We start from the raw sequence: 12,226 nt of genomic DNA on the forward strand, positions 1-12,226 counted from the left end.
GGAGAGTAAGGATGTCTGATTTGGTTAATCGGATCGTGGCTAACTGCTTGCGTCTGGAGGTCAAGTTGTTGGCCTGCCAGGCGCGTTTAGAGGCCCAAACCGATCCTGAAGCACTGCATGACCTGCGCACGACGGTCCGTCGTTTGCGCAGCCTGTTACGCCCGTTGCGGGGGTTGCCGGGCGTAGTCCAGCTTGAAATGTCGGCCTCGCAGGTCGGTGTTTTGACCACCCCGCTGCGTGACCTTGAAGTGTTGGCGGCGCATCTGGAAAAACAGGGCCACCCGACCCTGGCCAAGCGCCGGTTAACACAATTGGCCGGCAGCTACCCGCGGGTGGCAGCCAGTACTGAGCTGTCGCAATTGCTGATGATCCTTGAGGCGTTCCCGCGCTTTTTGCGCGCCAGCCAACGTGAGGGCTTGTTGCGCGGGTTGCGCCAACGCATTGAGGCGATATTGGCCAAGCAATGGCAGGCGCTGCACAAAGCCCTGAAGGATCCGGCCCACGACCGGCATAAGGTCCGGTTGTTGATCAAGCGCGTGCGTTATGGCGCTGAAGCCTACCCCGAGCTGGACCGCGTGCCCAAAGCCGTAATGAAACACCTCAAAGAGGCGCAAAAGGCCTTGGGTGAATGGCATGACGCCTGGCAGTGGCTCGCTCAGGCAGAGCAACAGCCCGATCTGCAACCGTGCGTTGAGCAATGGCGCGCCACCTTGGCCCGAGGCGAGAAACGCGCGGACCGGGTGTTGGCCAAATTGCGCTAAGGCGTTCACATACCTCTGTAGGAGCGAGCTTGCCTCGCGATCTTTCAAAGATCAAAAGATCGCGAGGCAAGCTCGCTCCTATCAAACATGAAATAACCCATTGTTTTTTAAGTAAAAAATATTGGTGCGCGAGTTGTACGGTGGCGAAAGGGTTCACTCTCCTATACGTGGTCACGGCAAGCCGTGCCGACAATGACTCCACGCCGATACCGTACGGACCACTCTCTTATTCGGGTGCAAACACACCAGTGCTGGCTACGGTCTCTGCCTCACGCAAATATAAGAGTAGACACATAACAGTTTGCTGCGCGACAGCGCGGCGTCGAAGACGGGGCGACCCCTCTTATCAAACACAAAATAAGTTATTGATTCTAAAGACCCTGTAGGAGCGAGCTTGCTCGCGATCTTTTGATCTTGATCTGGCTTTTGATCTTGATCTTAGAGGCCCCGTTAAACCACGCTGGCCGAACGCAGGTTTTGCGCAGTGGGTAACCCGGCAGGACGCCGGGTTAGCCGCGACACGGCCAGGGATGGCCGATCGCGGCGGGCCCACGGAGCAAGGCCTGTGGTGAGGGCATGCCGAGCCTCAGCGAGGCACCGAGGGGTTGGGGCAAAAAGCGTTTGGTTACTTTGCGCTTTTCAAAGTAACGCGGCGTAAGGCCGGAACCCTAAGTGGCCGTTGCCGCAGCAACGGATATGTACAAAAAATCAAGAGCCCCTCACCCTAGCCCTCTCCCGAAGGAGAGGGAACCGATTGGGGGATGCTGAAGATACTCGCTGTCCTGTTTGCTGCGCGACAGCGCGGCGTCGTAGACGGGGCGGCCACTCCTACAGGGGGAAAGTGCTTTTTCAGCAGATGATTTGGCGCATATAGGCGCTGTGCCGAGGCGGGCGGGTCAGTAGTATCACGGCCTATTGTTCAGCGTTGAGGTGTGTATGCAGTTTTCTGAATTGGTCGACGCTGTACGTAAAAACCCCCTGGATGTGACCATCACTGAAGATTGGGGGCAGGGGCGGGCCAGTTTTGGTGGGCTGATGGTGGCGTTGCAGTACGAAGCCATGCGCGCTCAAGTGTCCAGCGAGCGGGCGTTGCGCTCATTGGCGGTGACGTTTGTCGGGCCCGCCGAGCCGGGCGTGCCGGTGAGTTTCGAAGTCGAGGTGCTGCGCGAAGGCAAGGCAGTGAGCCAGGTGCTGGGCCGGGCCGTGCAAAACGGCCAGGTGGTGACACTGGTGCAAGGCAGTTTTGGTGGTGCCCGCGAGTCTGCGGTGAAAGTAGACAGCTTGCCTGCCCCTGACATGAAAGCCCCCGAGCAATGCCCGCTATTGCCCTATATCAAAGGGGTGACCCCGGAATTCATGCGGCACTTGTCGATGTCGTTTGCCGTGGGCGCCATTCCGTTCACCGGACGTGGCACACGTGAAATGGGCGGTTGGGTGCGTTTTGCCGGTGAGGTGGCAGAGCAGCCGCTCACAGAAACCCACCTGCTCGCGTTGATCGACACCTGGCCTCCGGCGTTGTTGCCGTTGCTCAACAAACCGACGGCGGGCAGCACGCTGACCTGGACGGTGGAGTTTGTGCAGCCGCTGCCCGTCGCCAACACTCTGGATTGGTGCAAATACCTGGCGGTGATCGAACATGCCCGTGACGGCTACGGCCATGTGGCAGCCAATCTGTGGGCGCCCAATGGCGAACTGATTGCAATCAGTCGCCAGACCGTCGCCATCTTCGGTTAAAACGTTTTGCTGCGCTGTGCTTGCTGAGCCTTGGCATCCAGCTGGCGGCTCTGGCGCTGAATGGCCATGCCGGCAAACAGCGCCACTAGGCCAATCACCGCGCTTGAGGCGTTGTTGCTGAACACGCCGGTAGCCAACAGCAGGAACGCCAACACCATCATCGCCACAGCCAGCAGGCTCAGCGCCTGATGGCTGGCACTGTGGGTGCCTTGTGGGTTAGAGCGCCATTGCCAGGCGGGTAGATCAGGATGACGTTTGCCCATGATTTCTCTCCTTGGTTCAAGGGTTCAGTCTTGTCTGAACCGGATGAGCCAAGAATAGGGGCGAGCCGGGCGAACGGCGAATCAACTCTGGCTATAGGCCTTATAGCTTTAACTGACCAATGGCCCGATTCAGCTCACCGGCCAGGGTTGCCAACTGATTGCTGGTGGTGGCCGAATCGACGGTTTGTTGCACGGTGTCTTCAGTGACATCGCGGATGCTGACCACGGCGCGGTTCATTTCTTCGGCCACTTGGCTTTGCTGCTCGGCCGCGACCGCGATTTGCGTATTGCTTTCGCGCATTTGCGCCACTGCGTGGGTGATCTCGGCCAAGGCTGCGCCTGCCTCCTGAGCCTGCTGTACGCAATCGTCGGCCTTGAACGAGCTCTCTTGCATAAAGTCCACGGCATCCCGGGTGCCGGCCTGCAAGGCTGAAACCATCGTGGTGATTTCGTCGGTGGAGGTTTGCACGCGCTTGGCCAAGTGCCGCACTTCGTCGGCCACCACGGCAAAGCCACGGCCCATGTCGCCCGCACGGGCGGCCTCGATGGCGGCGTTGAGCGCCAGCAGGTTGGTTTGTTCAGCGATGCTGTGGATCACGCTGACCACGCTATTGATCTGCTGGCTGTCCTGGGCCAGTTGCTGAATCATCTCGGCGGTTTTTTGAACGCCATCGGAGAGGTTGGCAATGGAGGTTTGCACGCGGCTGACCACTTGCTGCCCACTGCCGGCCAGGTCGTCGGCGGTTTGCGACAAATCACGGGTGGCGCCTGCGTGTTGGGCGATGTGATGGACCGTGGCAGTCATCTCATTGATGGCTGTGGCGGCCTGGTCCGTCTCGCTTTGCTGACCGAGCATGCCGTGTTGCACTTCGTTCATGCTGCTGGCCAGGCGCGCGGCTCCGGCATCCAGTTGCGCGGCGGTGTCTGCCACGGTGTTGACCACCCGCTGATAACCGGCCTGCATGGCATTGAACGCGCTGGCCATCTGGCCGACCTCATCGTTGCAGGCCAACGGCACACGGGCAGACAAATCACCGGTTTTTTCGACATGCAGCATCACATCTTTGAGGGTGTTGAGCTGGCTGAGTAAAAAACGGATCAGCAGTTGAGAGGCGCAGAGCATGGCCAGCATCAGCACCAAGACGGCCGCTGCATAATTGGGCAAACGCTCGACGAACACTTGCGCCAGGCTGGGCGCGTAGGTCAGCACGGCGACCTTCTGACCATTCTCGCGGCTGATCACCTCGGCCCCGGACAGCGGGTTTTGCCCGAACAAAGGCATGTGATTGAGCGATATCCAGCCGTTGGCGTCGCTTAATTGCGGCAACGACTGACCGTTGACGGTCGGCACGGTATTGGGCACCAGTGGCAGCAGGTCTTGGGCTTCGGGCAGTGGCTGATTGGCCGGCCATACGCTGAGCAGGTGCGCCTGAGCCTTGGCATTGGCGTGGGCGGCGTTGCTGCGTGATTGCTGTTCGAGTTGAACGGCGTACAGCACCAGCAGCAACGTGGTGACAAAGGCCACTGCATTCACAGCCCAGAATTTGTATTTAAGCGAGATGTTGCTAAGCCAGGCACCCATGGAAGGTCTTCTCTGATGTGGCGAACACAATATTGGCAAGGTGCCATCATTGTGCCGCTACTTTATGAAGACAATGTTGATATGGGTCAAGCCATCTGGCCCAAAGCGGACCCGGATTAGCAAGATCAAAATATCGCGAGGCAAGCTCGCTCCTACAGATTGCGGTTATGCGTCCAGCACCGGCAACCCAAAGAACGCCCGGGCGCAGGCGGTGGTGTGGGCGGCCAGGTCGTGTTCGGACTCGGCGCGGTGCACGGCCACTTCGCGCAGCACTTCAGGCAGGTAGGCCGGTTCGTTGCGGCCACTTTTGGGCTTGGGGCGCAAGGTGCGCGGCAGCAGGTACGGCGCATCGCTCTCAAGCATCAAGCGGCCACGCGGGATGTCGCGGACCAGCGGGTGCAGGTGGGTGCCGCGGCGCTCGTCACAAATCCAGCCGGTAATGCCGATGTGCAGGTCCAGGTCGAGGTAGCTGAACAATGCCCGCTGCTCGCCGGTAAAACAGTGCACAACCGCTGCCGGCAGGTGGTCGCGGTAATTGCGCAGGATTTCCAGCAGACGCTGGTTGGCGTCGCGCTCGTGCAGGAAGACCGGTAGTTGCAGCTCCACGGCCAGCGCCAAGTGCTCTTCCAGCACTTTCTCTTGTTGGGCACGCGGCGAGAAGTCGCGGTTGAAGTCCAGCCCGCATTCGCCCACGGCCCGCACGTTCGCCTCCTTGAGCAAGGCCCGCAGACGCTGGGCGCTGTCGCCGTTCCAGTCGCTGGCCGAATGCGGGTGAATGCCCGCCGTGGCGAACAGCCGTTGGCCGTTTTCGTCCAGCTCGCGGCAGAGTTGCAAGGCCTGTTCGCTGCCTTCAACGCTGGTGCCGGTGAGGACCAGTTGGGCGACGCCAGCAGCGTACGCACGGTCCAGCACGGCTTGGTGCTTACCGTCGAAACTGGAGTTGGTCAGGTTGACGCCGATATCGATGAGTTGCATGGTTCTACCTCAGGCCACAGGCCGTGAAGCATATCAGAGCTGTAGTTTTATAAGAAAAACCAAGAACTACAGACGGTTATGGTTGTCTTTGAATGCCGCAACAACGCAATGCCTTTTTCATTTCAGGGTGCATTGGCTGTATTGCGCTCTGTTTCCAGCGCTGAAATTCCCCCAATGGGGTGACCGATTGTCGGGTAATCCGATGCGGCGCGGGACTGTATTCTTTCCGGAGAACGGATGACGAGACCTACGTTATTGATTGCGCTGTGCCTGTTGCTGTTGCCGCTCCCGGCAATGGCGCGATTGGCTGGGCCACTGCAAGTCGGGCAGCCAAGCCAGGTCCGCGATCTGGCGCAGATTCGCAGCAGTCAGGTGTTGCGTGTGCTGGTGAATCAAAGCCGCAACAGCTCCGGCGAAGTGCAGGGCCAAGATATCGGTGTTGAATACCATCGCCTGCGCGCTTTCGAGCAATACCTGAATGCCAGCGCCCGCGACGGGCACGAAATCACCCTCAAGATCATTCCCAAGGCCAAGGATCAGTTACTCGGTGCGCTCATGCGTGGCGAAGGCGACTTGATGGCGCCGGGTGAGTTGCTGGACGTCAAGCCCAGCCATGCGGTGAGCCCGAGTGATCCTGTGGTCGATCGGGTACCGTTGTTGCTGGTCGGGAAGAAGGGCGAACGGCGTTTTACTCGGTTTGAGCAACTGTCCGGGCGCACAGTGGCATTGACCACGGGCAGCGCGGCCGGTGAGTCCATCAGCCTGATCAATCAAAAACTCGCGCTACGCAAATTGCCCCCGGTGAAGGTGGAGTGGGTCGACCCGAGCCTGGCGGTGGAGGATGTACTGGAGATGGTGCAGGCCGGGATCTTTCATCTGACCATTGTCGAAAAGCCGATTGCCGAACGTTGGGCCACGCTGATGCCCAAGCTGCGCTTTGACCGCCAGGTGCTGATCAGCGAGCCGGCCGCGATGCGCTGGTTTGTCCGCCGCGATGCCGCCATGTTGCACGCCAGTGTCGACAAGTTCTTGGCCAGTTATAAAGCTCCGTCCAATCAGGATCTGGCGTTTGAGAAGGTTTACCGTGGTTTGTACCGGGTGCATTACCCGTTGGCCAAAACGGACCGGCAAAAACTCGAAAAACTGCGACCGGTGCTGCAAAAACATGCACGGCAACAGGGCATGGACTGGCTGAACCTGGCCGCGCTGGCTTTTAAAGAGTCGGCCCTGGACCCCGGTGCACGGGGTTCGGGTGGCGCGACGGGGCTGCTGCAAATTACCCCTTCGGCGGCACAGCGGGTTGGGGTCAATGACATCAAAAATGTCGATAACAATGTGCAGGCCGGTGCCAAGTACTTATCGATGATCCGCCGTAAATTTTTTTCTAGCCCCAAACTCAATGAACGTGAGCGCATGGCCTTTGTGCTGGCGGCTTACAACATGGGCCCTGAGCGGGTGCAGGCCATGCGGGCGGAGGCCAAGCGACGGGGCTTGAACCCAAATCAATGGTTTTTTCAGGTAGAACGTATTGCCATGGAACAGATGGGCATGAGCGCCGTCAGCTATGTTAATAGCGTGAATAAATACTATTTGGCATTCGACCGCGAGCGCGACTCTTTGGAGCCGGCAGCAGGGCGGGTAGCCTCTCGCAAGTAATCGAATAATTCGATTGTAATGCGGGGTTTATTCGACTTTTAACATGATAAAAACTGATTAATATGGCGTCCATTCCCCACCTGATTTGAAGGAACGCACCATGAGCAAATTGATCCAGACTGTTCTCGCTACCCGTGCCGGCTACGGTTTGACCGTCTTGAGGGTGTTTGTCGGCATCATCTTTGCGGCCCACGGCTCGCAAAAGCTTTTTGGCTGGTTTGGTGGGGGCGGCCTGGCGGGCACCGCACAATGGATGGAAAGCATCGGTCTGGCACCGGGTACCTTGATGGCACTGTTGTCGGGCGGGACTGAGTTCTTTGGCGGGCTGGCCTTGATTATCGGTTTGCTGGCACGCCCAGCGGCCTTGGGCTTGTCGTTCACTTTGCTGGTGGCCATTTTCTCGGTGCACATTCACAACGGGCTGTTTATGGCCAACAACGGCTATGAGTTTGCCCTGGCCTTGCTCGGCGGCACGCTGGCCGTGTTGATTGAAGGTGCTGGCAAACTCTCGGCGGATCGGGCCATCGCGGGCTAATCGCGAGCTTCTCGCAGGCCATAAAAAATCCGCAGCCCGGTGCAAGGGCTGCGGATTTTTTGTTTCTGGCGGGTCAGTTTCAGAACATTAGCGTGTTGGTCATATCGCCCATGGGCGTTTGACCGCGGGCTTTCATGGCATCGTCACGGTGTTTAAGGCCGTCGAGGGTTTCCAGTTTGTGCACGCGGGTGATCAAGCGCAGGACCGACGCCGTGTCATATACCGTGTGGTCGACCGTGCCTTTGCGCGCGAACGGTGACACCACCAACGCCGGGATGCGTGTACCCGGGCCCCAGCGATCGCCCTTGGGCGGGGCAACGTGGTCCCACCAGCCGCCGTTCTCGTCCACGGTCAGCACGATAACCATGTTTTCCCATTGCGGGCTGTTGCGCAGCACTTTGAGCACGCGGTCCAGGTGCCGGTCGCCCGACGCCACGTCGGCATAACCGGCATGCAGGTTGAGGTTGCCCTGAGGTTTGTAGAACGACACGGCTGGCAGCTTGCCGGCTTCGGCATCGGCGAGGAAGCGGTTGCTGCTGCTTTCGTCGCCCAGTCCGCCGTCACGCAGACGCTTGCTGCGCTCAGCCGGGTGTTCCGGGCCTTGGCGGGTGAAGTAGTTGAACGGCTGATGGTGGTACTGGAAGTTCGGGATCTTGGGGATGCCGCCAGAGTCTTTGTACTCGTCGAGCGTGGCTTGCCAGGCACCGGCGTACCAGGCCCAGTCGATGTTCTTTTTGCTCAGTTTGTCGCCAATGTGTTCATGGTTTTGTGGCACCAGCACGCTGGGCAGGTCGGGTTTGGAGTAGTCCGGGCGCTCGGGGTCACGAATCCAGGTCGGCCAGTAGGGCGGGGCCATGGTGTTGACCGCGTAGCCGTCAGGTGTGATCGCGCTGGGGCCAAATTGCGGGGCGCCGGTCATGGCGCTTTGGGGCGATTTTTCCAATGGCTTGAGGCGCGTGCCTTTAGGGTCGTCACCTTCCAGCGTGGCGATCTGACTTTTGGCCACAGAGTTGGCGGCGTCGGGGTAAACCGGCACGGCGGCACTGATCAAGTACTGGTGGTTGAGGAACGAGCCGCCAAAAGCGCCCTGGAAGAAGTTGTCACACAGCACAAATTCACGGGCGACATCCCACAAGCGCAGGGAATATTGCGACTGCGCGTAATGGCCCATGGTCAAACCGCCGGAGTCGCCCCAGGCCACAAACTGGTCATTTTTGCCGTCGTTGATTTGCATCTGGTTTTGATAAAACACGTGCCACAGGTCACGGGTCACCAGGCTCAACGGCAGATCTTCCTGATTCGGGCCTTTGAGGGCGAATGGTGCGTTGGGCAGGTTTTCCTGGAACTGCACGCCTTGCGGATACGTGACACCGTCAACCGTTTGCGGGCCTACCTGCAAGACGCCGCCCCAGGCCGGTGGCAGGGTGTTGAGCAGGCTGCCATCGCGGTCGCGCTGCTGATAGTCCGCAGGCTTGAGCGCCGACAAGGGCTTTTCGACACCGGGGAAGTTGGCGAACAAGTTGTTGAAACTGCGGTTCTCGGCGTAAATCACCACGATGGTTTTCACCTGCTCGTGGAGTTTTTTGTCCAGCTCGGTCGGGGTTAGCGGTTCAGCCGCGACGGGGGTGTCGTGCGGGGTGTTTGCGTACACGTTCAAGGTCGCCGCACCTACGCCCAGCGCGGCTGCACCGGCGAGGAAGCGACGGCGGCTGGCATCGGCAGGGAGTTGAGTGTCCTTGTCTTTTTCGTCGCTCATTACGGGGTCCTGTTAACTGTTACAAAACATTTTCGGCGGCAGCGTAACAAGGGATTATGACGGCGGGGTTTCAATTAATCGAATTCAACCAGGCGCAGGCGCATTCTTCATCTAAGCGTGCATGAATTCATGGGGGCGTCTGGGGCAGGGTTTTCGTGGCATATGATTCTTGACAGTTGTAAGCGGCTTTATCTAGGATGTTTCTTGCGCCGATTTAAACAGCTACTTGCGGGGCGCCAGGGTGTCAAAAGACGCTCGAAATACCGCTAAAGCGCTGGTTCGGTGTTGCCTCTCACCTGCCACGCAGAACCTTGAGGCGGAGAACCGATACATGAGTCAACCACGTCCTTTCGTTCGTCTGGCGCCGATCACGGCCAATCAGACTTCGCGCAACCCAAAAATCCTCCTGGGCGGTAAACATCAGCCAACGCTGCTGCGTTATCTGGACGGCTGGCCGCGTCGCAAAGGGCAAACTTCAGCGTTTTTGATTCAGTTTGTTGAGGTCGGCGACGAGCTGACGCGTTTTGCCGCCGACAGTTTTGACCTGGCAGTGATTCAGTCGCCTTCAGCCGAAAATGCCGAGCTGGTCATTCGCAACCTTATCCGCGTGTCACGCCAGGGTTTGATTACTTTGCGTTAATGAACAGGGTCGCCCATCAGCTTTGCTTAACAGGCAAAGCTGAAACGGATCATGTTTCAAACTGGTGATAAGACGACCATCCAAACTTCACGCATTGTTTAAAAGTTGTGTTGGCCATTAGCTCTTCTGCCGTCGAGTAAGTTGAACGAAACGGTAGTACTGGAATCGGGTAACCACTGAACTTGGTAATACAGCCCCTGTAGAGATGTGGCCCCTTGCCAGGTAGCCGTTTTACGTCAGCCTCAGTCCAGTCGGAGCTGTTTGCACTTGCGGACGCTGGCGTTTGGGCTATTGATGGGGTAGTGGCGAGCACACTCAATGAGAGTGCTGCAAAAATGCGGGTTAAAAGTGCCATTAATTTATTCCATTAAAATAATGTAAGTGGTTTGTAGTCCTCAGTTTAGTGGTGGGGGTCTAACGCTCAATGAGACAACAGCCACGCTGTTTGTAAGAAATGCCCCGGATAAACAGTGGCGTTGTTAGTCAGGGGTACTCAATAGCCACGATATACACGCACTGTTCGCCGGTGGGGGTTTGTACCCGAACTTCGGCACCCAGCGCTTTGCCTATCAAGGCGCGGGCCAGGGGTGAGTCGATGCTGATCAGGCCTTGTTTAAGGTCCAGCTCATCGGGGCCGACGATGCGGTAGCGCGACTGTTTGCCGTCTTCATCTTCAATCGTGACCCAGGCGCCGAAATACACTTTGTTCGGGTCGCCAGGTTTTTCGCTGACCACTTTCAGGCTTTCAAGGCGTTTGGTAAGAAAACGCACGCGGCTGTCGATCTCGCGCAGCATCTTTTTGCCATAAGTGTATTCAGCGTTTTCCGAGCGATCGCCTTGTGCTGCTGCTTCACTGACCGATTGCGTGACCTGTGGCCTGCGCACATGCCACAGCTCATGCAGTTCGGCGCGCATCCGCGCTTCACCTTCCGGGGTGATCAGCGCGGTGCCAGCAGGGCGGGGAGGACGGTAGCGGCTCATGGTCAATCCGTTGGCAGAGAAGGGCGCGAGTCTATCAGCCCTCGCGCAGCACTGTCAGCGGGCTGGCATTGAGTGCGCGGCGGGTACCAAACACCCCGGCGCCGCCAACCATTACGGCGCCGAGCACCGGCAGCATCAACAGCCATGGGTGCGGATGCCAGGGCAGGTCAAAGGCATAGCGGTACAGCACCAGGCTGACCAGTTCTGCGCCCAGCGCCGCGAGCAAGCCGCTGGTGGCACCGAGCAAGCCGAACTCGATGCGCCGGGCCTTGATCAGCAGTTGGCGTTCGGCTCCCAATGCCCGCAGCAAGGCACCTTGGCGGATGCGCTCGTCGAGGGTGGATTGCAGACCGGAAAACAGCACTGTCATCCCCGCCGCCAGAACGAACAACAGTACGTACTCAATGGCAATTGTGACTTGCGCCAAAATGCTGCGCAGCTGTTCGAGCAAGGCATCAATCGGCAGGATGGTCACCGCCGGGAAGCTGCGCGACAGCTCAATGATTTGCGTGTCGTGACCCGGGGCCAGGTAAAAACTGGTGAGGTAGGTGGTCGGCAAGTCCTGCAGGGTGCCGGGCTGGAAGATCATGAAGAAGTTGGGCTGGAAGTTGTCCCAGTTAATGCTGCGCAAACTGGTGACTTGCGCCTCACGGTTGACCCCGGCAACCGTAAACACCAGATGGTCGCCCAGCTTGAGTTTCAGGCTTTCGGCCACTTTGGCTTCAACCGACACCCCAGGCACACCCTGTGGCGGTTGCGCTGACCACCACTGACCTGCGGTCAGTTCATTGCCTTCAGGCAGGTCGGCGGCCCAAGTCAGGCTCAGGTCGCGCTGTACGGCTTTGTCGCCGCTGGAGTCTTTGGTGACGATCTCTTGCACCGGCTCGCCATTGATGCTGATCAAGCGTCCGGGCACCACCGGGTAGATCGGCGCAGCCTGGGCCTGGAGTTCGTGCAGGCGGGCACCAAAGGCGTCCTTGTCGGTGGGCAAGATATTCAGTGCAAAGTAGTTGGGTGCATCTTTGGGCAACTGGTTTTGCCAGGTGTCGAGCAGTTCGCCGCGCAACAAGGCAATCAGCGCCATCGACAGCAGGATCAAGCCAAACGCCAGAGCCTGTCCGGCTGCGGCCAGAGGCTGGCGCAGCAGTTGGCCCAAGCCCAGACGCCAAGGCAGGGAGGCGCGGGCCAGCCCACGACGAAGGCCCTTGAGGCCCAGCAGTAACAGGCCGCCGAGTATCAGTGCGGCAATCACCCCGCCGCCGAGCAGGGCGAAGGTCAGCACCAGGTCCAGGCTCATGCGCCACATGATCAGGCCCAGCGCCAGCAAGGCGGCTCCGTACACC

Annotated in this window: 11 protein-coding genes; 5 read left to right on the forward strand and 6 right to left on the reverse strand. The window is 58.9% G+C overall.

What is annotated here, in order from left to right:
- The first annotated feature begins 11 nt into the window (after positions 1-11).
- Positions 12-761, forward strand: a complete 750-nt coding sequence (locus tag GHO25_RS19495) for a CHAD domain-containing protein (RefSeq protein WP_153391836.1) — start codon at positions 12-14, stop codon at positions 759-761.
- A 936-nt stretch (positions 762-1,697) separates the two neighbouring features.
- Complete coding sequence (locus GHO25_RS19500) at positions 1,698-2,495, forward strand: acyl-CoA thioesterase II (protein WP_153391848.1); 798 nt, start codon at positions 1,698-1,700, stop codon at positions 2,493-2,495.
- On the opposite strand, the gene GHO25_RS19505 is transcribed toward GHO25_RS19500, so the two are convergent.
- The 3 genes from GHO25_RS19505 to GHO25_RS19515 all read right to left on the reverse strand — a co-directional run bounded on the left by GHO25_RS19505 (position 2,492) and on the right by GHO25_RS19515 (position 5,315).
- Positions 2,492-2,758 carry a DUF3040 domain-containing protein gene (locus GHO25_RS19505; protein ID WP_123750348.1) on the reverse strand — a complete coding sequence of 89 codons (267 nt, stop codon included), beginning with the start codon at positions 2,756-2,758 and terminating at the stop codon, positions 2,492-2,494. The two genes, GHO25_RS19500 and GHO25_RS19505, sit on opposite strands and share 4 nt — an antisense overlap.
- A gap of 100 nt (positions 2,759-2,858) precedes the next feature.
- Positions 2,859-4,340 (reverse strand): methyl-accepting chemotaxis protein, encoded by a 1,482-nt coding sequence (locus GHO25_RS19510; RefSeq protein ID WP_153391850.1) that lies wholly within the window; start codon positions 4,338-4,340, stop codon positions 2,859-2,861.
- 165 nt (positions 4,341-4,505) lie between these two features.
- Positions 4,506-5,315 (reverse strand): TatD family hydrolase, encoded by an 810-nt coding sequence (locus GHO25_RS19515; protein WP_153391852.1) that lies wholly within the window; start codon positions 5,313-5,315, stop codon positions 4,506-4,508.
- 237 nt (positions 5,316-5,552) lie between these two features.
- Between GHO25_RS19515 and GHO25_RS19520 the strand changes: the two genes are divergently transcribed.
- Positions 5,553-6,971: a transglycosylase SLT domain-containing protein gene (locus GHO25_RS19520; RefSeq protein WP_123750351.1), complete on the forward strand. Its 1,419-nt coding sequence runs from the start codon at positions 5,553-5,555 to the stop codon at positions 6,969-6,971.
- A 100-nt stretch (positions 6,972-7,071) separates the two neighbouring features.
- The gene (locus GHO25_RS19525; RefSeq protein WP_153391854.1) at positions 7,072-7,506 is read left to right on the forward strand and encodes a DoxX family protein; all 435 of its coding nucleotides are present in this window, start codon (positions 7,072-7,074) and stop codon (positions 7,504-7,506) included.
- A 79-nt stretch (positions 7,507-7,585) separates the two neighbouring features.
- On the opposite strand, the gene GHO25_RS19530 is transcribed toward GHO25_RS19525, so the two are convergent.
- Complete coding sequence (locus GHO25_RS19530; protein ID WP_153391856.1) at positions 7,586-9,262, reverse strand: acid phosphatase; 1,677 nt, start codon at positions 9,260-9,262, stop codon at positions 7,586-7,588.
- 331 nt (positions 9,263-9,593) lie between these two features.
- Here GHO25_RS19530 and GHO25_RS19535 point away from each other — a divergent pair, with 331 nt between their 5' ends.
- Positions 9,594-9,902, forward strand: coding sequence for a class I SAM-dependent methyltransferase (locus GHO25_RS19535; RefSeq protein ID WP_153374047.1), 309 nt, complete (start codon positions 9,594-9,596; stop codon positions 9,900-9,902).
- A gap of 483 nt (positions 9,903-10,385) precedes the next feature.
- Here GHO25_RS19535 and greB read toward each other — a convergent pair whose 3' ends face one another.
- Both greB and GHO25_RS19545 read right to left on the reverse strand, forming a co-directional pair.
- The gene (gene greB, locus GHO25_RS19540; protein WP_153391858.1) at positions 10,386-10,883 is read right to left on the reverse strand and encodes a transcription elongation factor GreB; all 498 of its coding nucleotides are present in this window, start codon (positions 10,881-10,883) and stop codon (positions 10,386-10,388) included.
- 34 nt (positions 10,884-10,917) lie between these two features.
- Positions 10,918-12,226: FtsX-like permease family protein (locus GHO25_RS19545; RefSeq protein ID WP_153391860.1), on the reverse strand; the 1,309-nt coding region annotated here is incomplete at its 5' end.

It is taken from the genome of Pseudomonas sp. FSL R10-1350, from assembly GCF_009600525.1.
Lineage (GTDB): Bacteria > Pseudomonadota > Gammaproteobacteria > Pseudomonadales > Pseudomonadaceae > Aquipseudomonas > Aquipseudomonas helleri.